This is a genomic window from Ruegeria sp. CE8 (assembly GCF_056537465.1).
Genome location: NZ_JBQFRP010000003.1, coordinates 327,048 through 350,010, shown reverse-complemented (window position 1 = coordinate 350,010; position 22,963 = coordinate 327,048). Strand labels below are relative to the sequence as shown.

At 57.4% G+C, this 22,963-nt stretch carries 21 protein-coding genes and 3 tRNA genes; 13 read left to right on the top strand and 11 right to left on the bottom strand.

Going from position 1 to position 22,963, the window contains the following annotated elements; translation table 11 throughout:
• Positions 1–142: 142 nt before the first annotated feature.
• Positions 143–2,167 (top strand): transketolase, encoded by a 2,025-nt coding sequence (tkt, locus tag ACR0AA_RS07375; RefSeq protein ID WP_480661537.1) that lies wholly within the window; start codon positions 143–145, stop codon positions 2,165–2,167.
• Between the two features lie 53 nt (positions 2,168–2,220).
• Here the strand turns inward: tkt and ACR0AA_RS07370 are convergent, their stop codons facing one another.
• Together ACR0AA_RS07370 and ACR0AA_RS07365 are read right to left on the bottom strand one after the other, a co-directional pair.
• Positions 2,221–2,631, bottom strand: a complete 411-nt coding sequence (locus ACR0AA_RS07370; protein WP_480661535.1) for a hypothetical protein — start codon at positions 2,629–2,631, stop codon at positions 2,221–2,223.
• Between the two features lie 21 nt (positions 2,632–2,652).
• A complete protein-coding gene (locus tag ACR0AA_RS07365) occupies positions 2,653–3,624 on the bottom strand; it encodes a DUF808 domain-containing protein (RefSeq protein WP_480755752.1) in 972 nt (323 codons plus the stop codon).
• 180 nt (positions 3,625–3,804) lie between these two features.
• Between ACR0AA_RS07365 and gap (ACR0AA_RS07360) the strand changes: the two genes are divergently transcribed.
• The 3 genes from gap (ACR0AA_RS07360) to gap (ACR0AA_RS07350) all read left to right on the top strand — a co-directional run bounded on the left by gap (ACR0AA_RS07360) (position 3,805) and on the right by gap (ACR0AA_RS07350) (position 6,107).
• A complete protein-coding gene (gene gap, locus ACR0AA_RS07360; protein WP_480661531.1) occupies positions 3,805–4,806 on the top strand; it encodes a type I glyceraldehyde-3-phosphate dehydrogenase in 1,002 nt (333 codons plus the stop codon).
• A gap of 71 nt (positions 4,807–4,877) precedes the next feature.
• Positions 4,878–5,021, top strand: a complete 144-nt coding sequence (locus ACR0AA_RS07355) for a hypothetical protein (RefSeq protein ID WP_480661529.1) — start codon at positions 4,878–4,880, stop codon at positions 5,019–5,021.
• 81 nt (positions 5,022–5,102) lie between these two features.
• Entirely contained in the window at positions 5,103–6,107 is a 1,005-nt protein-coding gene (gene gap, locus ACR0AA_RS07350; protein WP_480661527.1) for a type I glyceraldehyde-3-phosphate dehydrogenase, read from the top strand.
• Here gap (ACR0AA_RS07350) and coaD read toward each other — a convergent pair.
• From coaD to ACR0AA_RS07335, 3 genes are all read right to left on the bottom strand, one after another.
• Positions 6,099–6,590: a pantetheine-phosphate adenylyltransferase gene (gene coaD / locus ACR0AA_RS07345; protein WP_480661525.1), complete on the bottom strand. Its 492-nt coding sequence runs from the start codon at positions 6,588–6,590 to the stop codon at positions 6,099–6,101. The genes gap (ACR0AA_RS07350) and coaD overlap by 9 nt on opposite strands.
• 85 nt (positions 6,591–6,675) lie before the next feature.
• Positions 6,676–7,113, bottom strand: coding sequence for a CBS domain-containing protein (locus tag ACR0AA_RS07340; protein ID WP_480661523.1), 438 nt, complete (start codon positions 7,111–7,113; stop codon positions 6,676–6,678).
• A gap of 60 nt (positions 7,114–7,173) precedes the next feature.
• Positions 7,174–8,076 (bottom strand): LysR family transcriptional regulator, encoded by a 903-nt coding sequence (locus ACR0AA_RS07335; RefSeq protein WP_480661521.1) that lies wholly within the window; start codon positions 8,074–8,076, stop codon positions 7,174–7,176.
• Positions 8,077–8,180: 104 nt separating this feature from the next.
• Between ACR0AA_RS07335 and ACR0AA_RS07330 the strand changes: the two genes are divergently transcribed.
• On the top strand, positions 8,181–9,680 hold the full coding sequence (locus ACR0AA_RS07330) for a CoA-acylating methylmalonate-semialdehyde dehydrogenase (RefSeq protein ID WP_480661519.1): 1,500 nt from the start codon (positions 8,181–8,183) through the stop codon (positions 9,678–9,680).
• 66 nt (positions 9,681–9,746) lie between these two features.
• Here ACR0AA_RS07330 and ACR0AA_RS07325 read toward each other — a convergent pair whose 3' ends face one another.
• A complete protein-coding gene (locus ACR0AA_RS07325) occupies positions 9,747–10,532 on the bottom strand; it encodes an EF-hand domain-containing protein (protein ID WP_480661517.1) in 786 nt (261 codons plus the stop codon).
• 251 nt (positions 10,533–10,783) lie between these two features.
• On the opposite strand from ACR0AA_RS07325, the gene ACR0AA_RS07320 reads away from it, so the two are divergent.
• On the top strand, positions 10,784–11,383 hold the full coding sequence (locus tag ACR0AA_RS07320; RefSeq protein ID WP_480661515.1) for a L,D-transpeptidase: 600 nt from the start codon (positions 10,784–10,786) through the stop codon (positions 11,381–11,383).
• 52 nt (positions 11,384–11,435) lie between these two features.
• On the opposite strand, the gene ACR0AA_RS07315 is transcribed toward ACR0AA_RS07320, so the two are convergent.
• Together ACR0AA_RS07315 and ACR0AA_RS07310 are read right to left on the bottom strand one after the other, a co-directional pair.
• The gene (locus ACR0AA_RS07315) at positions 11,436–11,912 is read right to left on the bottom strand and encodes a fasciclin domain-containing protein (RefSeq protein ID WP_239335696.1); all 477 of its coding nucleotides are present in this window, start codon (positions 11,910–11,912) and stop codon (positions 11,436–11,438) included.
• 71 nt (positions 11,913–11,983) lie between these two features.
• Positions 11,984–12,835 (bottom strand): class I SAM-dependent methyltransferase, encoded by an 852-nt coding sequence (locus ACR0AA_RS07310; protein WP_480661513.1) that lies wholly within the window; start codon positions 12,833–12,835, stop codon positions 11,984–11,986.
• 140 nt (positions 12,836–12,975) lie between these two features.
• Here ACR0AA_RS07310 and ACR0AA_RS07305 point away from each other — a divergent pair, with 140 nt between their 5' ends.
• The 5 genes from ACR0AA_RS07305 (at position 12,976) to ACR0AA_RS07285 (ending at position 17,717) form a co-directional block, all read left to right on the top strand.
• Entirely contained in the window at positions 12,976–14,091 is a 1,116-nt protein-coding gene (locus tag ACR0AA_RS07305) for a carboxylate-amine ligase (protein WP_480661512.1), read from the top strand.
• A 129-nt stretch (positions 14,092–14,220) separates the two neighbouring features.
• The gene (locus ACR0AA_RS07300; protein WP_480661511.1) at positions 14,221–15,363 is read left to right on the top strand and encodes an acyl-CoA dehydrogenase family protein; all 1,143 of its coding nucleotides are present in this window, start codon (positions 14,221–14,223) and stop codon (positions 15,361–15,363) included.
• A 7-nt stretch (positions 15,364–15,370) separates the two neighbouring features.
• Positions 15,371–16,411: an enoyl-CoA hydratase/isomerase family protein gene (locus tag ACR0AA_RS07295; protein ID WP_480755749.1), complete on the top strand. Its 1,041-nt coding sequence runs from the start codon at positions 15,371–15,373 to the stop codon at positions 16,409–16,411.
• 3 nt (positions 16,412–16,414) lie between these two features.
• A complete protein-coding gene (mmsB, locus tag ACR0AA_RS07290; RefSeq protein WP_480661509.1) occupies positions 16,415–17,287 on the top strand; it encodes a 3-hydroxyisobutyrate dehydrogenase in 873 nt (290 codons plus the stop codon).
• A 97-nt stretch (positions 17,288–17,384) separates the two neighbouring features.
• A complete protein-coding gene (locus tag ACR0AA_RS07285) occupies positions 17,385–17,717 on the top strand; it encodes a hypothetical protein (protein WP_480661508.1) in 333 nt (110 codons plus the stop codon).
• 10 nt (positions 17,718–17,727) lie between these two features.
• Here the strand turns inward: ACR0AA_RS07285 and uvrA are convergent, their stop codons facing one another.
• From uvrA to ACR0AA_RS07270, 3 genes are all read right to left on the bottom strand, one after another.
• On the bottom strand, positions 17,728–20,586 hold the full coding sequence (uvrA, locus tag ACR0AA_RS07280; RefSeq protein ID WP_480661507.1) for an excinuclease ABC subunit UvrA: 2,859 nt from the start codon (positions 20,584–20,586) through the stop codon (positions 17,728–17,730).
• Positions 20,587–20,761: 175 nt separating this feature from the next.
• Positions 20,762–20,838, bottom strand: a tRNA-Asp gene (locus ACR0AA_RS07275).
• A 46-nt stretch (positions 20,839–20,884) separates the two neighbouring features.
• Positions 20,885–20,961: transfer RNA gene (locus ACR0AA_RS07270), tRNA-Asp, on the bottom strand.
• Between the two features lie 212 nt (positions 20,962–21,173).
• On the opposite strand from ACR0AA_RS07270, the gene ACR0AA_RS07265 reads away from it, so the two are divergent.
• Positions 21,174–21,248 (top strand) — tRNA-Val (locus tag ACR0AA_RS07265).
• A 126-nt stretch (positions 21,249–21,374) separates the two neighbouring features.
• A complete protein-coding gene (locus ACR0AA_RS07260) occupies positions 21,375–22,961 on the top strand; it encodes an APC family permease (protein WP_480661506.1) in 1,587 nt (528 codons plus the stop codon).
• The last annotated feature ends 2 nt before the right edge of the window (positions 22,962–22,963 follow it).

Sequence of the window (22,963 nt, the reverse complement as noted above, 5' to 3'; positions counted from 1 at the left end):
GAAAATACCCACTGTTTGCTTTCAATCACTTGGAAAGCATTCTTGAAGCACCAAGCCGATGTAACCCCCGGTTCTACTTGCACTTTGAGGGGTGAATGGTATTGAGCGCCCCATCTGCCTGTAATCCAAAGGAACAACGCCCGTGGACCTGACTGCGCTGCGCAATGCCAATCCTGAACACTGGGACAAGGCTGCGGCTATCCGCACCCTAACCCTTGACGCCGTCGCTGCCGCCAATTCCGGCCATTCCGGTATGCCGATGGGCATGGCCGACGTTGCGACCGTGCTGTTCGAAAAGCACCTGAAATTCGATGCTTCGGCCCCGAACTGGCCCGACCGCGACCGGTTTATCCTGTCTGCGGGCCACGGCTCGATGCTTGTTTATTCGCTGTTGTACCTGACGGGCCATGCGGATGTGACTCTGGAAGAGATCAAGAACTTCCGTCAGCTGGGCGCAAAGACTGCTGGTCACCCCGAAAACTTCCTGGTCGAAGGGATCGAGACCACCACCGGTCCGCTGGGTCAAGGCATCTCGAACGCTGTGGGCTTTGCAATGGCCGAGGAAATTCAGCGCGCTCATTACGGCAAGAAGGTCGTCGATCACTATACCTATGTGATTGCAGGTGACGGCTGCCTGATGGAAGGTGTCAGCCAAGAGGCGATCACCCTGGCTGGTCGTCATGAGCTGAGCAAGCTGATCGTATTCTGGGACAACAACAACATAACCATCGATGGCACTGTTGATATGGCCGACCGCACCGATCAGGTGCGCCGTTTTGCGGCTTCGGGCTGGCATGTTATCGAAATCGACGGCCATGACCCCAAGGCTATCGACGCAGCGATCGTTCAGGCAAAAGCGTCGACCAAACCGACCATGATCGCCTGCGAAAGCCACATCGCTCTGGGTCACGCCGCACAGGGAACGTCGAAAGGCCACGGCGCGTTGACCGATCAGGATCAACTGAAAGCCGCGAAAGAAGGCTATGGCTGGCCTCATGACGCATTCGAAATCCCAGCAAACATCAAATCGGCATGGGAAGCCATCGGTGCCCGTGGTGCCGCTGAACGCGCCGCGTGGGATGAGCGCTTCGCACAGCTGTCCGAGCGCAAGCAGGCCGAGTTCAACCGCGCTTACGCGTTCGAGACCCCGAAAAAGCTGGCCGGCGCGATCCGCGCGTTCAAAAAGCAGATTTCGGAAGATCAGCCCAAGCTGGCTACGCGGGCGTCGTCCGAGAAGGTTCTGAACGTTGTGAACCCGATCATGACGGAAACCGTGGGCGGTTCGGCAGACCTGACCGGATCGAACAACACCAAGTCGGCCGATATGGGCGTGTTCCTGCCGGAAAACCGCAAAGGCCGCTACATCCACTACGGCATCCGTGAACATGGTATGGCCGCAGCGATGAACGGCATGGCGCTGCACGGCGGAATCCGCCCCTACGGCGGCACGTTCATGGCCTTTACCGACTACGCCCGCCCATCCATGCGCCTAGCTGCGCTGATGAAGGTACCCAGCGTGTTCGTAATGACCCACGACTCCATCGGTCTGGGCGAAGACGGCCCGACCCACCAGCCGGTCGAACATCTGGCGATCTCGCGCGCGACCCCGAACACCTATGTCTTCCGCCCCGCAGATTCCGTTGAAACCGCCGAGGCCTGGGAACTGGCGTTGACCTTCAAGGACAGTCCCTCGGTTTTGTCGCTGACCCGTCAGGGTGTTCCGACTGTTCGGACTCAGCACAAAACCAAAAACCTGACGGCCCAGGGCGCCTACGTTCTGGCCGAAGCCGAAGGCAAACGTCAGGCCATCCTGATCGCTACCGGCTCTGAGGTTTCGCTGGCGATGGAAGCCAAGGCGATGCTCGAAGCCGAAGGCATCGGCACCCGTGTCGTCTCTATGCCCTGTATGGAGCTGTTCGCTGAGCAGGACGAAGCCTATCGCAAGCGTGTTCTGCCCGCTGGCGCCGTGCGTGTTGGCATCGAGGCCGCCGTTCGCGCCGGTGGCTGGGACCGCTGGCTGTTGGGCGAACGTGGTCGTGAGGCAAAAGCAGGCTTCATCGGGATGTCCAGCTTTGGTGCATCGGCTCCGGCAGGAGAACTGTACAAGCATTTCGGCATCACCGCCGAGGCAACGGTTGCCAAGGTCAAGGAACTGCTGGGCCTGTAAGCCAATTACAAAGAACCAAGCAAAGGGCGGCTTTGGCCGCCCTTTTTGTTAGCCTAAGCATCAATCTGTTTTCTTAAAGCGTCATAGGCTTTTTGAGCGTAGTCCAGCCTCAATTCATACTGTCCGCGTGCGATAACAAAGTCCGGGGCCTCAATACCTGCCGCCGAAAACGTCTGGATCAGGTGCGTTCCTGACAGCGGAATGTAGCCCCCCGATTGCCCTGAAAAACGGTTATACATCCGCCCTCCGAACCACCCGCTGCGCTTTTTTGACTCCAGCGCGGTATGCAGGCGAAAATGCAAAACTCCAAAAAGCTCTTTGGCATCAAACGGTATTAAATCGGCGGCAGCGCTCATTGCGGAGACAATCGGCGCAAGTCCATCACTCGACGCGTTCCGCGCACCTTTTTGCGTCGGACTTGGGCCAGAGAAGATGCGCAAGATTGGCTTGGTTTTTTCGGCCATAAACTCACCTATTCCGTTCAATCAATGCGCATCATTCTTGTCGGAGCTCTTCGAAAACAGCGGCCCGATCACCTTTGTCGCCAACGGAATCAGCGCCATCCCCCAGGCCAATCCGAGCACGCCGTCCATGGTAGCCTTGGACACCCATTCAACGACTCCAGTCCATTGCTCTGACACTGAATGCCCAATCGCATAAGCCCAATCGTGGATGTGGTGTCCCAGCCAGCCAAAGCCCAGAACCTCCATCCCGTGGATGATGATCGATCCTCCGACCCACAACATCGCAGCGGTCCCAACAATTGACAGGGTCTTCATCACGCCAGGCATCGCCTTGACCAACCCGCGCCCCAATCCGCGGCCAATCGGCGTTGGCGCGTTCTGGGCCAGGTACAACCCGACATCGTCCATTTTCACGATCAGGGCCACTGATCCGTAAACCGCGACTGTCACCCCTATCCCGACAACTGCAAGCGTCGCAGCCTGCATCCACAGGTTTGGCGCTTCGATTGCGGCCAGCGCTATTGTCATGATTTCAGCGGACAGGATAAAGTCGGTCTTGATCGCCCCTTTGACCTTCTGCTCTTCGAGATGGCCGGGATCGCGAATGGCCATATCCTCTTCGATGACGTGACTGCCATGAGGGAACAGAACGTGAAAAATCTTTTCGGCGCCCTCGAAACACAGATATGATCCGCCGATCATCAATAGTGGCGTTATCAGCCAAGGCGCAAAGTTCGCCAGCAGCAAGGCAACCGGAAGCAAGAGGATAATCTTGTTAAAAATAGACCCGCGCGCGATGCGCCAGATGATCGGCAGTTCCCGCGCAGGCGCGAATCCCTGAACGTATTTTGGCGTTACGGCCGCATCATCGATGATGACCCCTGCAGTTTTTGCGCCTGCCTTTCCTGCAGCCGCAACCACATCATCAACGGACGCCGCCGCAACCTTTGCAATACCCGCAACGTCATCCAACAAGGCCAACAGACCGCTCATAGTGCTTCCTTCCTCTCACCTGCCGCAGCCAGAGCCTACCTGATCAGACGGCTAGCGCAAGCGTTAGCGCAACCGGCGCAGGTTTGCGCTAACACGTTAAAAATATGTCACTTTTGGTCTTTTGAGAAAGCGTTTTGGGGGCTATATGGCCTGCAACGCAAGCGCATTTGGAGACAGCACATGACCATCAAGGTCGGTATCAATGGTTTTGGCCGCATTGGCCGCTGCACGTTGTCGCATATCGCGGCATCCGCCCGTAACGACATCGAAGTGATCAAGGTCAACGCAACCGGCCCGTTGGAAACCACGGCGCATCTGCTGAAATACGACAGCGTCCACGGTCGCTTTCCGCGCGACGTTGCCATCAACGGCAACAATATGGATCTGGGCCGCGGCCCGATGGAGATGTTCTCGACCTACGACATGAACGAACTGGACTGGGACGGCTGCGATGTCGTTCTGGAATGCACCGGCAAGTTCAATGACGGTCTGAAGGCCAGCACGCATCTGGAGCGCGGCGCGCAAAAGGTCCTGCTTTCGGCACCAGGTAAAAACGTCGACAAAACAATCGTCTATGGCGTGAACCACAACAGCCTTGTTGCCGATGACAAAATGGTCTCCAATGGCTCGTGCACCACGAATTGCCTTGCTCCGCTTGCCAAGGTTCTGGACGAAGGTATCGGCATCGAGCACGGCATCATGACCACGATCCACGCCTATACGGGTGATCAGCCGACCCTGGACCGCCGCCACAGCGACCTGTACCGTGCTCGCGCGGCGGCCATGTCGATGATCCCGACCTCGACCGGCGCAGCAAAAGCTCTGGGTGAGGTTCTGCCCAACCTGAAAGGTCGTCTGGACGGTTCGGCCATCCGCGTGCCTACCCCGAACGTTTCGGCCGTGGACCTTACTTTCCGAGCCTCACGTGATGTCACCACAGAAGAAGTGAACGCCATTGTACGCGAAGCATCACAGGGTTCGATGCAGCGCGTTCTGGGCTATGAGCCTGCGCCGCTGGTCTCGACCGATTTCAACCACACCGAGGAAAGCTCGATCTTTGCGCCGGATCAAACCCGCGTCGTCGGCGACCGCATGGTCCGTGTGCTGGCTTGGTACGACAACGAGTGGGCGTTCTCGGTTCGCATGGCTGACGTCGCGGTTGCCATGGGCCGCCTTAACTAAGACGCTTTTGAAATCTTGAACCTTTTCGCCCGCTCAGGTTATCTGGGCGGGCGTTTTCGTCCGGGGCTTTCATGACAAATCAAATCGCCATCTGGCTTGCCCTTCTGATCCTGGGCTTGATCATCGTCGACTATGTTCTTGTAGGTACTGAACATTTCGTGTTCCTCGGCAAGAAACTCTACGCCTTTCTGGACTGGCTCGCCTTCTGGCGGTGACAGAGGTTTTGCTTGACATTTCCGTTCATCTGGCTTTGTTAGCGCTAACTTAGTACAGTCGCATTTCGGACGGAGCAGGACATGACACTCAAGCTGGCAATTAACGGATTTGGTCGGATCGGACGCGGGGTTCTGCGTGCGGTTATGGAAACCGGACGCACGGATGTCGAAATTGTCGCGATAAACGACCTCGCCAAACCCGAAATGAATGCACATCTGTTTGAATTCGACAGCGTGCATGGGCGCTACGGCAAACCTGTGACGCTGACAGAGGCGGGACTTGACGTCGGTGCTGGCCCTATCCGCCTCACCAGCGAACGGGAGCCCGAAAAGCTGGACTGGGCCGATGTCGACGTCGTGCTGGAATGCACCGGCGTATTCCGAACGCGTGAAACCGCATCTCGCCATTTCGAAAACGGGTCGAAGAAAGTTCTGATCTCGGCCCCTGCCCGCGGCGATGGCGCCGTCAAAACCATCGTCTTCGGCGTCAATGATCACGAATTGACTGCAGAAGATACGGTTGTTTCCAATGCGTCCTGCACGACCAACTGCTTGGCGCCGGTGGCTGCCGCTTTGGATGCGGGCCTTGGCATTGTACACGGCAACATGACAACAGTTCACGCCTACACGGCAAGCCAGCCGGTCCACGACACTGCAGGCAAAGACCCCTACCTTTCGCGCGCCGCCGCCCTGTCGATGATCCCGACCACCACTGGCGCAGCCTCGGCCGTCGGACTGGTCCTGCCTCAACTGGCCGGCAAACTGACCGGTCAAGCCATTCGGGTGCCTACGCCAAACGTTTCAGTGGTTGATTTAGTCGCCGAAGTGTCGCGCCCGACTACCGAAGAGGAAGTGAACGCGCTGTTTGTTGAAGCTGCGGCCAAAATCCCCAGTGTCCTGGCGGCCGAGAAACGCCCGCTGATTTCGGTCGACTTCAATCACGACTCGCACAGTTCGACTGTGTCGCTGCCCGAAACCAAAGTCACCGATGGCACGCTGGTCCGCGTACTTGCGTGGTACGACAACGAATGGGGCTTTTCAAACCGGATGCTGGATACCGCCGCAGCGATGGGTGCCCTAGCCTAACCGTTCCTGCAACGCAGCTTTGACGCGGGGCGTGACGAATTTGGATACGTCCCCGTCCAACCGTGCGATTTCCTTGACCAGCTTTGACGCAATCGCCTGATGCCGAGCCTCAGCCATCAGGAACACGGTCTCAATCGAATCGTCCAGCGCCCGGTTCATGCCGACCATCTGGAACTCATACTCGAAATCCGCGACCGCCCGCAGTCCGCGGACAATGATCTGCGCACCGACGTCGCGGGCGCAATCGATCAACAGATTTTCAAACGGGTGGGCAACGATCTCGGTTCCGGTTTGCTCGGTCAAATGGGCGCACTCGGCTTCGATCATTGCAACGCGCTCTTCCAACGAAAACAGGGGACCTTTGTCGCGGTTAATGGCAACTCCAATGACCAGCTTATCCACCAGAGCCGAGGCGCGCCGGATGATATCGATATGACCCAGGGTAATCGGGTCAAAAGTACCAGGGTATAATCCAACCCTCATTGCGGCCTCCTGCGCAACAAAATTTCTGCGCAAGCAAACACAACTTCGCCGCAGGTGCAAGAGGCAGCGTTGGGCATCAAGAGCATCAATGCCCCATGATCATGCCCTGCAACGCATCCTTTTCCATAGCCAGCTCAGTCAGTTGCGCCTTAACCACGTCACCGAGAGTCACAATCCCAACCAGCTTACCATCTTCGACCACGGGCATGTGGCGAAAGCGCCCTTCGGTCATACGGCTCATGATATCCTGAACAGTATCCTGCTGCGTGGCCGTCACAAGATTTCGGGTCATATATGCGTTGACCGGTTGCGTGAGGCACCCGCTCCCGCTTGCCGCCAATTCCCGTACTATGTCGCGTTCCGACAGGATGCCTGTAGCCGTTTCGCCGCCGTCCTCGGACACGACCACCGTACCGATCCGCTTTTCCGACAGGATTTTCGCAGCTTCGGACACTGTGATCGATGGCAAAACAGTGACGACACCCCCGGTGGCCTTGGATTTCAGAATGGCCTGAACGAGCATATGCGTAACCTCCGGAATAATGTCCTGTTTTCCAAAGCGTTGCCGGAATGCGCAAACCTGTCAAGGTGACACTTGTGCCTCAAGTTGCTCAACCTCTTCGCGAATACCTTGCGACAAGGCCTGCGCGAACCGGTTCAGCCTTTCGTTGCGCTGATCGCCCTGGTGGCGCACCAGATGGAAGCTTCGGGTCAAACTCACCTGATCCGTCAGGATTTTCTGCAGTTTCGGATGGAACGGCAGGGTAAAGTCATGCGCCACGCAAATCCCCGTGCCAAGCGTAACCTGCCGCAGCTGTACCGAGACCGAGTTCGATGCAAGTGCGACACGGTCAACACCGATATCAACAAGATAATCCAGCTCGCGGTCGAAAATCATATCCGGGATGTAACCAATCATTCGATGGCCTTTGAGGTCTTCGATCGCCCGGATCTCGGGCCAAGCGGCAAGATATTCGCGCGTCGCAACAAGATGCAGTTTGTAGTCAGAAATTTTCTGAACCAGAAGGCTCCCGGCTGTTGGCGCACTGACGGTTACCGCCATGTCGGCCTCGCGCCGTGACAGGTTGATCACGCGTGGCAGAGCCAAGATCTGAATATCCAGATCCGGATTCGCGTCGCTGATTCTCGCGCAGACCTGTGGCAGAAGGTAGTTTGCCGAGCCGTCCGGGGCACCGATCCGAATTTGCCCGCTAAGGGTTTTCGAAGTTCCCGCCATCGCTCCGGCCGCTGCGCGCATGGCTTCTTCGGCTTTCAGCCCGTGCTCCATCAGACGCTCGCCCGCCGTGGTCAAAAGATAGCCTTGCTGAGATTTGGTGAACAGCGGGGCGTCCAAAGACGCCTCAAGCCGAGCGATCCGGCGCCCGACGGTAGCCGGGTCGATTTTCAGCTGTCGCCCGGCGGCGGACAGGCTTTCCTCGCGTGCGACGGCCAGAAAGACCCGCATATCGTCCCAATTCGGTGTCACACACCATCCTTTGCATTTTTGCAAAACATCTTTGAGACATTGCCTCTGTTCATGCGATTTATGCAAGCCTATTGTGCGCCCAAACGCATCGGAGGAGATCTGCAATGACCGAGCTGTCCCATTTCATCAACGGCGAGAATGTCGCCGGAACCTCAGGACGATTTGACGACGTCTTCAACCCCGCCACCGGCGAGGTTCAGTACAAATGCCCGATGGCGAGTGCTGCTGAAACAACCGCCGCCATCGAAAACGCCGCAGCCGCTCAGGTTGCATGGGGTGCAACCAACCCGCAGAAACGTGCCCGCGTCATGATGGCCATGGTCGGCCTGATGAACCGCGACATGGACAAACTGGCCGAGGCTCTTAGCCGCGAGCACGGCAAAACTATCCCTGACGCCAAGGGCGACTTGCAGCGTGGCCTGGAAGTGATCGAATACTGCATCGGCGCACCGCAAATGCTGAAAGGTGAATTCACCGACAGCGCGGGTCCCGGCATCGACATGTATTCGATGCGCCAGCCGCTGGGTGTTGTCGGCTCGATCATGCCGTTCAACTTCCCCGCGATGATGCCACTGTGGCACGTTGGACCGGCGCTGGCCTGCGGCAACGCCGTGGTGCTGAAACCGTCCGAGCGTGACCCCTCGGTTCCACTGATGCTGGCTGAGCTTTTCGTTGAGGCCGGTCTGCCCAAGGGCGTATTCCAGGTGGTGAACGGTGACAAAGAGGCCGTAGATACCATCCTCGACAGCGAGATCATTCAGGGTGTTAGCTTCGTAGGCTCGACCCCGATCGCGCAATACATCTATTCGCGCGCAACCGCGAATGGCAAACGTGCGCAGTGCTTTGGCGGCGCAAAAAACCATATGATCGTTATGCCCGACGCGGATCTGGACCAGGCTGCCGACGCTCTGGTCGGCGCTGGCTTTGGCGCTGCTGGCGAACGCTGCATGGCCATTTCGGTTGCTGTTCCCGTTGGCGAGGAAACCGCCGATGCGCTGATCGAAAAACTGATCCCTCGTGTCGAAAAGCTGAAGGTCGGCCCCTACACCGCTGGTGATGATGTCGACATGGGCCCAGTTGTCACCGGAGCTGCGAAAGAACGTATTCTCGGCCTGATCAACTCGGGCGTGGAGCAAGGCGCGAAACTGGTCGTCGACAACCGCGACTTCAGCCTGCAGGGATATGAGGACGGCTTCTTTGTCGGCCCCCACCTGTTCGACCACGTGACACCCGAGATGGACATCTACAAGCAAGAGATCTTCGGTCCGGTTCTGTCGACCGTCCGCGCAGGCTCCTATGAAGAAGCGCTGAAACTGGCGATGGATCACGAGTACGGCAACGGCACCGCGATCTTCACCCGTGACGGTGACACCGCACGTGACTTTGCCAGCCGTGTGAATATCGGCATGGTCGGCATCAACGTTCCGATCCCGGTTCCGCTGGCCTATCACACCTTTGGCGGCTGGAAGAAATCCATGTTTGGCGACCTGAACCAGCACGGCCCGGACAGCTTCAAGTTCTACACCCGCACCAAGACAGTCACGTCGCGTTGGCCGTCGGGCATCAAGGAAGGTGGCGAGTTCAACTTCAAAGCGATGGACTAATCTTCGGTCCCCTAAATCACCAAAGGCCGCCCAGCCGGGCGGCCTTTCGCATTTCTCAGCGCGTCTTCAGTTTTGGAGGAATTCGCGCAGAGTGATCTTACCGTCAAAATCAGCGTCGAGTTCAGCCATCAGCATCCGCAATTCATACGCGGGCATGCAGGCTTTGGCGATGCCGTCGATCTTTTCATTTTCAACCATCGTCAGGCACTCAGCGGACAGAGGCTCGTCCATTTCAGGATCGGGAAACTCGACGATATCCCGTGCCTCGACAGCTACAAATTCATCCGGAGACACGACGCCGTTTTCGTCCGCATCGTACTCCAAAAATTCCACGGCACGTTCAGCCAGATAGAATATCTCGAACTCGGAGTACTCGACTTTGCCGTCGGCGTTGGAATCCGCCCGGCTAATCTCATCCGCAGCGATGGCCTCGGCCGTGCAAGGTTCCGAGTTGGCATCACAATCCTCGGGTACGAAGAGAACTTCCTCTTCCGTCAGGAACCGGTGGAGTTCGGATTGGGTAATCACGCCGTCTCCGTCCCTATCAAGCTCGGTAAAGAAAATCCGTGCGTTCGGAGTGGCCTGTGCAGGTGTTTGCGCAGCCCCCCAGTATAAGCCCGCCAATAAAAGGACCGGCAACACATAAAGGGTCTTGGGGGCAAAATGGCTTAGTGAGCGTAAAGGCATGTCATCTTCTCCAACAGTGTCAGGTGAAGGCCCCGCCAGTTCCCGATCAATCACACCGCGCACGAGTTCGCTCATCGACGATCCGCGCTCCTCGCTCAGATCGGCCAATTTGGTTTTCAACTCATAAGATACGCGAATTTCCAAGGTTTCCGATTTCTTGGCCATATCGTGCGGTCTCCGAAATACTGTGGGCCTGTTCCCTGGAGTTGGAGCAGACATGGCCCGGAAAATACCCCAAGCCGTGTCCGGCAAACAGGAAAAACGTGTCCGGACACCGGTCTGACTACCGTCGGGACAAGCAAAAAACCGCATGCGCGCCCCAATTCTCACGGAAAATTTAAACGGTGCATCTGGCCCTGACGGCAAGCAGTCACTAAATTGCCGGAAAACCCCGAGCAGTCTTTCAGGAGGCTTAGTTGTCCAGTTCCCGTATTACACGTCGTGCCGCCCTGTTGGGGGTTGCCTCCACAATCGCGGCACCAACGCTTCTGCGCGCGCAAAGTAGCGATGCGTTCCCCGAGACGGAAGAAGCGATCAGCACGCAGTTGCCGGTGCGCCGCAATGTGTCCTCGTTTTCGCAGCAGAACTGGCAGGACCACTTTGATGAACTGGGCACAGGATGCCTGTTAGCTGACATTACCAGCCGCGCAGTGCACTACTGGGGGCCGGATGGCACCTACAAGCTGTACCCAAGCTCGGTGCCGATGAGCGAAGAGTTGACCAAACGCGGCTATACCAAAGTTGTCCGCAAAGCGGAAAACCCAAGCTGGACGCCCACCGCCTCGATGCGTGAACGAGACCCTTTGCTGCCCGTCCGGATGGAAGGTGGCGACCCCGGCAACCCGCTGGGCACACGCGCCATGTATCTGGGTTGGCCCGCTTATCTGGTGCACGGAACGCACGACACGCGGAAAATTGGACGCCAGAGCTCATCCGGCTGCATCGGTCTCTACAATCAGCATGTCGAGGAGCTTTATCCTTTGGTTCAAATCGGAACTCAGGTCAGACTGGTCTGACGACAAAGCCCCGGCCGCAAGGACCGGGGCTTCTGTTTTTCAATACCTGATTTTACTCCGGCAGGATCACAGCGTCGACGACATGGATCACACCGTTGCTGGTCTCGATGTCAGCTTGAATAACCTCAGCATCGTTAACCTTGACGCCGTTCTTCGCATTCACGCTCAGGCGGTCGCCCTGAACAGTCAGCACCTTGGCGCGCTTGCCGGCAATGTCACCCGACATGACCTTGGCCGGTACGACGTGATAGGTCAGGATTTCGACCAACTGATCTTTGTTCTCGGGAAGCAGCAGAGTTTCTACCGTACCTTCGGGCAGTGCAGCAAAAGCCTCGTCCGTCGGAGCGAAAACGGTGAACGGTCCGTCGCTTTTCAGCGTATCGACCAGACCGGCGGCCTGAACGGCGGCGACAAGGGTGTTGAACGAACCCGCTGATACTGCGGTGTCCACGATGTCCGCGGCCTGTGCCTTTACAGGCAGGGTCAGTGCAAGTGCGGCGGCGGCGCCCATAAACGTGCGGCGAAACATGGCTGTCATCTCCTCTCCAGCTTGTTATGGAAAGGGTTACGGGCGTTTTGCCGCACCGGATCACTATGAGTTCAGTTTTCTTTGACCTGGACCCAGATGCTCTGGGCGCGACCATCTTTCAGAAACGGCAGTGCCTCGACCGCATCGGGGCGGTCCTGTTGCAGGTAGTATCCCGGCCAAAGCATTGAATATGCACCAGATTGCAGCAATGCGTGCAGCATGTACTGCTCGCCCCAACCCGGACAATCGTAGAAAAAACGCTTGGGATACTCATAGGGCAGAAAAACATCGTGCACATGGATGACCACACCGGGTTTAAGCGTCGGAATGATGCGACAGAACAGATGTGCGACGTCGTTGCTCATACGAACAACGTGACTGGAGTCGATGAACAGCACATCGCCCGCCTCTAGCTGTTCGAATAGCGCCGGGTCGACCTCTTCCAGACGCTTCTGCTCGAACTGATCCACAACATGAGCGATATCCGCCCGGGGATAGGGATCAATTGCAGTGACCTGCGTTTCCAGACCCCCATCGATGATCGCCTGTCGGGTTACGCGGGTCGAGTTCCCACAACCGACCTCGATCACGCGCTTGGGTTTGAACCGGCGGATCATCAGGTACAGCGCATCCGCGTCCGGGCTATCGTAATATCCGTTATTGATGCGGTACCCTGTCTTGTTGCGCTCCGGATCTTTCAGGGCTTCAAGGGCGCCGGAATGCTCATGGAACTCGGCCGTCAGCTGGGCAATGTCGAACGCCTCCATGCCCGGTGACAGGGCGTAGGCGGGACGGGTCAGCCCCCCTGCCCGTTCAAATGCCTCAAGGCGGGCGCGCTCGTCATTTTCGGTTACTTTGTCGATCAGTTTCACACCAAACCGGTCAAGCACGGCATTCAGCCGGGGGAATTTCCTGGGTTTCACGACGGGCTCCGGGGTTTGGTCACAATCTGGCCCGTTCCTTACCTTCGCAGGCAGGGGTTTCGCAAGAACCCCACGGCCAAACACTTGGCAAAACGGCAATTTCCGTATTCACTGGTCCGAACAGAATTGCGAGGGCCGCTATGCAGCAGGAATTCACGCTGGGCATCGAGGAAGAGTATCTGCTGGTCGATCGCGACAGCCTTGAACTTGCCGAAGCACCCGCAGCCCTGATGGAAGCCTGCCAGGCCGATTTCGAAGGACAGGTCAGCCCGGAATTCCTGCAGTGCCAGATCGAGGTCGGCACCCGGCCACATGTAACGATCAACTCCGCGCGCGAGGATCTAAAGCGCCTTCGGTCATGCGTCTCGAAACGCGCCGCCGAACACAACCTTGCTCCGATCGCCGTGTCCTGCCACCCGTTTGCCGATTGGAAAAAACAGCACCACACCCGCAAAGACCGCTATGACGCGTTGCAACACGCACTGGGCGGCGTGGCCCGGCGCATGCTGATTTGCGGTATGCATGTTCACGTGGGCGTGGCCGACTCGGCCTTGCGCGCGGACCTGATGCCGCAGCTGTCTTACTTCCTTCCACATCTCTTGGCACTGTCTACCTCGTCACCGTATTGGAACGGGGAAGACACCGGCTTGTCGTCGTACCGGTTAACCGTGTTCGACAACCTGCCCCGCACCGGGTTGCCGCCAGTCTTTTCAAGCTGGTCAGAATATGAACGTACAACGGGTGTGCTGGTCGAACTGGGCGTGATCGAGGACACAACAAAAATCTGGTGGGACTTGCGGCCATCACATCGGTTTCCCACACTCGAGACTCGGATCATGGACGTGCAGCCCCGGCTGGAGCATGCCCTCTCACTGGCTGCGATGGTGCAAGCCCTGACGCGTATGCTGTGCCGTCTGAAGGATCGGAACCTCAGGTGGCGGCAATATGACCGGTTCCTGATCGGAGAAAACCGCTGGCGCGCGCAACGTTACGGCGTCGGCGAAGGCATGATCGACTTTGGCGAGCGTTCGATCAAACCCATGCCTGACCTTATGGGCGAACTGATGGGACTGCTCGCCGAAGACGCCGAGGCACTGGGCACCATGCCCGAACTGGCGAAACTGGTACAAATCGCCCAGAACGGGACATCGGCCACCCGCCAGCGCCGGGTTCATGCCGAAGCCGCCGCTAAAGGCGAGGATCCTGGCCAGGCCGTCGTCCGGCACCTGATCGAAGAGTTTCATCAGGACCTCTGAACGACGCCGACGATTTTCGCGAATTTTCCCGCGCCTTGCCGCGCCGACGATTGCTGGCCGTGCAAAATTTCTGTAAGGATTGAGAAATAAACACTCGTTCAATTCATCGGGCAGCGTGGGAGGCAAGCCATGGATTTCGCAACCACCGAAGAACAAAATGCAATCTTCGACATGGCCTACGATTTCGGGCAAGAGAACATCGCCCCTTATGCCCGGCAGTGGGAAGCCGATGGTACCATTCCCAAGGACCTGTGGCCACGCATTGGCGAACTGGGATTTGGCGGCCTTTATGTGTCGGAAGACAGCGGCGGTTCGGGACTGACTCGTCTGGACGCCACCCTCGTCTTTGAGGCTCTTTCTATGGCCTGCCCCTCTGTTGCGGCCTTTCTGTCCATCCACAACATGTGCGCCAAGATGCTCGACAGCTTTGCCAGTGACGAGTTGAAATCGCGCATCATGCCCGATGTACTAAGCCTGAACACGGTGCTCAGCTATTGCCTCACCGAACCGGGTTCGGGTTCGGATGCAGCAGCGTTGAAGACGCGCGCCGAGCGCACAAACGAAGGCTACACCTTAAACGGGACCAAGGCGTTTATCTCCGGTGGCGGTTACTCTGATGCCTATGTCTGTATGGTGCGTACCGGGCAGGACGGACCCAAAGGCATTTCGACGGTCTATGTCGAGGATGGTACCCCCGGCCTCAGCTTTGGCGCGCTGGAACAGAAGATGGGATGGAAGAGCCAACCCACAGCGCAAGTACAATTCGACGACTGCAAGATCCCCTCCGAAAACCTTGTCGGCACCGAGGGCGACGGGTTCAAATATGCAATGATGGGGCTGGACGGCGGACGGTTGAACATCGCGTCCTGTTCCTTGGGCGCTGCGCAGACCGGACTGAACTTGACGCTGCAGTACATGTCCGAACGGAAAGCTTTTGGGCAGTCCATCGACCAGTTCCAGGCCCTTCAGTTCCGCCTGGCGGATATGGAGATCGAATTGCAGGCCGCCCGAACATTTCTGCGTCAGGCCGCATGGAAGCTGGATCATGGTGCGCCGGATGCCACCAAGTTCTGCGCCATGGCCAAGAAATTCGTGACCGAGACCGGGTCGAAAGTGGTCGACCAATGCCTGCAACTGCATGGCGGCTATGGCTATCTGGCCGATTACGGGATCGAAAAGCTTGTGCGCGATCTGCGCGTACATCAGATATTGGAAGGCACAAACGAGATCATGCGGGTCATCGTCGCGCGCCAGATGCTCGCTCAGCGCTGAGGACTATATGTCAGACATCTATATTCGCATGACAGGCCGCGCCGGTCGCATCACATTGACCAGACCCAAGGCATTAAATGCCCTGAGCTATGACATGTGTTTGGCCATCGATACCGCCCTGCGGAATTGGCGCGAGGATGACGCGGTCGATCTGGTCATTTTCGATGCCGAAGGTGACAAGGCCTTTTGCGCGGGCGGAGACATTGCCGAACTCTACGAAACCGGAACCAAGGGCGATTTCGAATATGGGCGAAAGTTCTGGCGTGATGAGTACCGTCTGAATGCGTTGGTCTTCGAATACCCAAAACCGGTCGTCAGCTTTCTTCAGGGTTTCACCATGGGCGGCGGCGTCGGCATAGGCTGTCATGGCAGCCACCGCATTGTTGGAGAAACCTCAAAAATCGCCCTTCCCGAATGCTCCATCGGATTGGTGCCGGATGTCGGAAGTACCCTGATACTGGCGTTGGCCCCCGGACGTTTGGGCGAGTATCTGGGCACGACGGGCCACCGCATGGGGCCGGCCGACGCCATCTTCGCCGGTTTTGCGGACCATTTCATCCCGATCGCGCAATGGTCGGACCTGATCGAAATGCTCGAAGCATCCGGCGACGCCAGTGTGCTTGAAAGGCATGCCGAGGCTCCGCCGGAGGGTGAGCTGCCCGGTTTGCAAGCCGGGATCGATACTGTTTTCGACGGCGAAGCGTTAAGTGACATACTGAATAACTTGCGGCATTCGGACAGCGATACGTCCGATGATACGCACAAACTCATGGGCCGCAACTCGCCGCTTTCAATGGCATGCACCGTAGAAATGCTGCATCGTCTTCGGTCCCCTAGCCTGACAATGCGCAAGGCCTTGGAACTGGAATATCGGTTTACTTACCGCGCCATGGAGAACGGCGATTTTCTGGAAGGCATTCGGGCTCAGATCATCGACAAGGATCGCAATCCCATCTGGCGCCATAAGGATCAAGCCGTGCCCGCAGTTGACGTATCGAAAATGCTGCAGCCCCTGGGCGCGGATGCGCTGACATTCGAGGAGGAATAGAGAATGAAAATCGGGTTTATCGGCCTTGGAAACATGGGCAATCCGATGGCGGCCAACCTAGCCAAGGCCGGGCACGATGTCGTCGGTTTTGACATGGCAGATGTCAGTGTTCCCGGTGTCTCGATGGCTGGCTCTGGAACTGAGGCCGCAACAGCGGCCGACATTGTTGTCACTATGCTGCCGAACGGCCAAATCCTGCGGGCGGTGGCAGATGAGATCGTTCCCGCTATGACCTCGGGTGCCGTTTGGATTGATTGCTCAACCGTCGATGTCGACAGCGCCCGTGCCGTGGCCGACAAGGCAAAAGATGCCGGCATTCTGGCCGTCGACGCCCCAGTGTCGGGAGGCATCGGTGGCGCCGCAGCAGGTACGCTGACCTTCATGGCCGGTGGCAGTGACGCAGCTTTTGAGAAAGCCGCTCCGCTCTTCGACATCATGGGACAAAAAGCTGTTCATTGCGGCGAATCCGGGGCCGGCCAGGCCGCCAAGATCTGCAACAATATGATCCTCGGCGTCACCATGATTGCAACCTGCGAAGCCTTTGCTCTAGCCGACAAGCTTGGACTGGACCGGCAAAAGATGTTCGATGTGGTCAGCACATCCTCGGGCTATAGCTGGACCATGAATGCATATTGCCCCGCTCCTGGTGTCGGACCTGCCAGCCCCGCAGACAATGACTATCAGCCCGGTTTTGCAGCAGAGCTGATGCTCAAGGATCTCCGCCTGAGCCAGCAGGCAGCGGAAAGCTCGGACGCGGACACGCCTATGGGACAAGTTGCAACGGCGCTTTACGAGCAGTTCGTCGAGTCTGAAGATGGTCTGGGAAAGGATTTCTCAGCCATGCTGCCGCGGTTTGAAAAACGCAGCCGAACCTAGATTGCGTCAGGCGGCAGTTTCCTGCCCATCGGGTTGACCGGTGGGCAAACTGCAGCCATCTGTTTTCCAAACCCGCGTTAACGCGAAAGGAAACATGATGTCGCGAATCCTGCCAATCACTTTGACCATTTTCGCGCTTATCCTAGGCCCTGCCTCAGCAATGGCCGGGAACGGTAAGGGAAAAGCGGGCCACTGCCCGCCGGGTCTGGCGAAAAAGGCAGTGCCCTGTGTTCCGCCCGGCCAAGCGAAGAACTTCTACAAAACGGGCGACTATATCACGCGCGATTACCGTTGGATCAATGATCCCTATCGCTATGGCCTGAAACGCGGCGGGTCCTATGTTCGTGCTGGCGATTACGTTTACCGCGTCGACCCCGAAACGCGTAAAGTGCTGAACCTGATCGGCGCGGTGGCTGATATTCTCTACTAGATATCAGCCGCTATTCCGCTGCGACGCGCGCGCCGTCCAACATTTGCTTCAGATATTGACCCGTGTGGCTGCGCTCGATCTCAGCCACATCCTCGGGAGTTCCGGTGGCAACTATCTGGCCACCACCATCGCCGCCCTCCGGACCGATATCGATGATGTGGTCGGCCGTTTTCACGACATCCAGATTGTGTTCGATCACGACAACCGTGTTTCCCTGGTCGACCAGTTCATGCAGAACTTCCAACAGCTTACGCACGTCTTCGAAGTGAAGACCGGTCGTAGGTTCGTCCAGGATGTACAGAGTCCGCCCGGTTGACCGTTTGGACAGTTCCTTGGAAAGCTTAACCCGCTGCGCTTCGCCTCCGGACAGCGTCGTGGCCTGCTGGCCAACTTTGATATAGCCAAGACCAACGCGCGCCAGCGCATCCATCTTGTCCCGGATCGAAGGCACCGCTTTGAAGAACTCTTGCGCATCTTCCACAGTCATATCAAGGACATCTGCGATGGACTTGCCCTTGAACTTGATCTCTAGGGTCTCGCGATTGTAGCGCGCGCCCTTGCAGGTTTCGCAAGTCACGTAGACGTCGGGCAGGAAGTGCATCTCGATCTTGATGACACCGTCACCCTGACACGCCTCGCACCGGCCGCCCTTGACGTTAAAGCTGAACCGCCCGGGTTTGTACCCGCGGGCCTTGGCTTCCGGCAGACCGGCAAACCAGTCGCGGATCGGGGTGAAGGCCCCGGTGTAAGTCGCTGGATTCGAACGTGGAGTTCGCCCAATCGGGCGTTGATCGATGTCGATGACCTTGTCCAGATGCTCTAACCCTTTGATGGTTTCGCAGGGCGCCGGAGTTTGACGCGCGCCGTTCAGTCGCATCGAAGCAGTCTTGAACAGAGTCTCAATCGTCAGGGTCGACTTCCCACCGCCGGAAACCCCCGTGACGCAGACAAATTTCCCAAGCGGGAACTCGGCGGTTACGTTTTTCAGGTTGTTCCCAGTCGCTTTAACGACCGTGACCTTCTTTTTGTTCCCCTTGCGCCGCTTTGTTGGAACCGAGATTTCGCGAGTGCCCGACAGATACTGACCCGTAATCGAAGCCGCATCCGCCGCAATTTGATCAGGTGTGCCCTTGCTGACAACCTGTCCCCCATGCACACCGGCCCCAGGGCCAATGTCAAATACATAGTCAGCCTCGCGGATCGCTTCCTCGTCATGCTCGACGACAATCACGGTGTTGCCCTGATCCCGCAAGTTCTTCAGCGTGCCAAGCAGGCGGTCGTTGTCCCTCTGATGAAGGCCAATTGAGGGCTCGTCGAGAACGTAGAGAACACCGGTCAGACCGGACCCAATCTGGCTGGCCAGACGAATGCGTTGACTTTCTCCACCAGACAAAGTGCCACTTGATCGCGACAACGTAAGGTATTCTAAACCCACGTTATTCAAGAACCCGAGGCGCTCACGGATTTCCTTGAGGATCGCTCGGGCGATCTCGTTCTTCTGGACACTAAGATGGTTGGGAGCGTCTTCGATCCAGGCTAATGCCTCGCGGATGGACATCTGAACCACCTGACCGACGTGCAGGCCTGCGATCTTGACTGCCAGAGCCTCTGGGCGCAGGCGGTAGCCTTCACACGCCCCGCATGGCCGGTTGTTCTGATACCGCTCAAACTCTTCACGAATCCACGCGCTGTCAGTTTCGCGATAGCGGCGCTCCATATTCGGAATCACGCCCTCAAAGCTGCGGGTCACCTGATAAACCCGCCCGCCTTCGTCGTAGCGGAACTGGATTTCCTCGTCGCCCGACCCCCGCAGGAACACTTGCTGCACCTTTGCAGGCAGATCTTTCCAAGGCGTGTTCTTGTCGAACTCATAGTGCCGGGCGATAGCTTCGATGGTCTGCAGGAAGTAAGGCGACTTGCCCTTACGCCAGGGGGCAAGCGCCCCATCGTACAGCTTCAGGGTCTGGTCCGGCACCACAAGCCGTTCGTCAAAGAAAAGCTCGACCCCCAACCCGTCACAATCCGGACAGGCCCCGAACGGGGCGTTGAAAGAAAACAGACGCGGTTCGATTTCAGGGATCGTGAAGCCACTGACTGGACAGGCAAAATTCTCGCTGAATGTGATACGTTCCGGATCTCCCTCACGAGGGGCGGTCTCAAGAATCGCGATGCCATCCGCCAGATCCAGCGCAGTCCGCAGACTATCGGCCAGCCGCGTTTCCATACCCTCGCGTACGACAAGCCGGTCAACAACCACATCGATGTCATGGCGAAACTTTTTGTCCAGTGTTGGCGGTTCGTCCAGCTCGTAGAACTCTCCATCGACCTTCACACGTTGAAAACCCTGCTTGCGCAGCTCCAGAAACTCTTTCTTGTATTCACCCTTGCGGTCCCGAACGATTGGAGCAAGCAGATAGCCGCGCGTCCCCTCCTCCATCGTCATGATGCGGTCGACCATGTCCTGAACCTGCTGGGCCTCGATCGGAAGGCCTGTCGCCGGGCTGTATGGCGTGCCGGCACGGGCAAACAACAAGCGCAGGTAATCATAGATCTCAGTCACCGTTCCGACGGTCGAACGCGGGTTCTTGGACGTGGTTTTCTGTTCAATCGAAATCGCGGGTGATAGACCGCTGATATGGTCTACATCCGGCTTTTCCATCATGTCCAGAAACTGGCGCGCATACGCGGAAAGGCTCTCGACATAGCGGCGCTGCCCCTCGGCATAGATCGTGTCAAACGCCAAAGAAGACTTGCCGGAACCAGATAGCCCGGTGATCACCACAAGCTGATCGCGCGGGATGTCGACGTCGATACCTTTGAGGTTATGTTCGCGCGCGCCGCGCACTTCGATATTCTTCAGCTCAGCCATTTTGGCCCCCAACACACAAGTGTCTTAGAAATAGGTGAACGACGCTGAGTCTCCAACAAAAAAGTTAGAACAAAGAGAGAACTGTCAATTGTTCGCCTATTCGACAAACTCGCAATGCAATTTGCACGCCGGGGCGCCAAATAAGTTATTAGACTGATGCTGACTTTGGAGAAAATGGCGCGGTTGACGGGGCTCGAACCCGCGACCCCCGGCGTGACAGGCCGGTACTCTAACCAACTGAGCTACAACCGCGCATCTATTTTCGTGATCCCTTAACCCGGATCCAGGCTGACAGCAGTGGCGCGGTTGACGGGGCTCGAACCCGCGACCCCCGGCGTGACAGGCCGGTACTCTAACCAACTGAGCTACAACCGCCCGCTGTCCGTTCGTTGCTGAACGTTGGGGTGTATTATGGCTACGCTTGGGCAGCGTCAAGCGGCGTTTTGAAGTTTTTTTGAAGAACATGATTTTTTCCGAGAAAGCCGCCTGCCCTCAAGGTCCGGAAACCTGCTTTTTTCAGGCCAGGATGGTTTTCACAGCCGGCCGTCTTGCCAAGCATCCCGAGTCACTATAACAGCACCGCCTACGGGTGATTAGCTCAGTGGTAGAGCGCTTCGTTCACATCGAAGATGTCAGGAGTTCAAATCTCTTATCACCCACCATTCCCCATCTGAGCGTCAACCTCCGCTAAAGGCTTGAAACTGCAGGGCTTGCCAGCTTGCGAGTCGCCTGCGTATCGTACCTGTATATGCCGTGTGATCAATCGGCGCTGGTGGGCGGGGTTTCGCATGGCCAAGTTGAAACGGGATATTGGCCTTGTTGGCCTGACGTTTATTTCGGTCGGCGGAATCATTGGATCAGGCTGGTTGTTCGGTCCCCTTTTGGCCGTTCAGCATGCCGGACCTGCCGCGATCCTTTCGTGGATCATCGGCGCGGCGGCCATGTTCATACTGGCCATTACATTTGCTGAAATCTCGGCCATGCTACCCATCCCCGGCGGGATCGCGCGCGTCCCCCAGTTCTCGCATGGCAATATCGTTTCCATGGCAATGGGATGGACAGCCTGGATTGGGTACAACACCACTGCCCCGATCGAGGTTGAGGCCATGCTGAAGTACCTCGCCCCCTACGCGCCGTGGTTGCACGCGGCGGACACGGGCGATTTGACCGGCGCCGGGATAACCGTGGCCCTGTTTTTTATGTTGTTGTTTGTAGTTATCAACGCGTTGGGTGTGAAGTTCTTTACTCAGGTCAACGCGACCCTGACCTGGGCCAAGATCGCCATCCCCATTGTGCTTTCGGGTCTGTTGATCGCCAGTCGGTTTGACACCGCAAATTTCTCAAGTCCCGGTGGCTTCGCGCCCTACGGGCTGCAAGGAATAATGGCGGCTGTTTCGACCGGCGGCGTGATCTTTTCTTTCATCGGATTTCGCCATGTCGTCGACATGGCCGGTGAAGTCAGAAACCCGAAGGTCGCGATCCCTGCGGCGCTGGTTCTGTCCATTATTCTCTGCGCAGCGATCTATATTGGTCTGCAGATTGCATTTATCGGCGCGCTTGACCCAGAGATGCTCAAGAGCGGTTGGGCGAGCCTGAACTTCGGCGGCCAGGGTCCGTTGGATGGCGTCATTATGTCAGTGGGCATCGTCTGGTTTCTGAGCGTTCTGAACGTCGGTTCGGTTATTGGACCGTTCGGAAATGGCTTGGTGTCTACCGGTTCAAACGCGCGAATTGCATTGGCGCTGTCACAAAACGGGTTCTTGCCGAAACGCCTGCAGATGTTGTCCTCTTTCGGTGTCCCTTTGTGGGCTCTGGCATTGAACTTTCTGATCGGGATATTGTTCCTGCTCACCGTTCCGTTCACCACCGTCATCGCGTTGAACGGCGCGGCCATCGTAATGTCGTTTGCAGTCGGGCCCATCGCTGTAGTTTGCCTGCGCCAATTGATGCCCGACCACCCCCGCTCCATCCGAATTCCCGCCGTCAAAGTTGTGGCCATTTCCGCATTCGCCATCGCGACGCTCGTCATCTACTGGAGCGGCTGGGATACCGTCTGGAGGCTCGGAATAGCTCTGGTCGTCGGGTTTGTTCTTTTACTGGCCCGGTTTCACAATAGGCTGGATGAAATGGACGTGACCGAGGCACTGTGGCTGGTTCCCTACTTTATCGGGATCGGTCTGATCTCGTTTCTGGGTCAGTTCGGAGAAGGCGCGCAAAATCAAATTCCATTCGGATGGGATATCGTGCTGTGCGTTCTGTTTTCAGCGGTCATATTCGGCCTTGCGGTTCGGTCGGCCCTGTCTCTAAAGAAGTTCCGCACTTACATCGCTGAAGAAGAGGTTCTGGACCCCAAAAAACCCATCATCGGTTTCTGAAA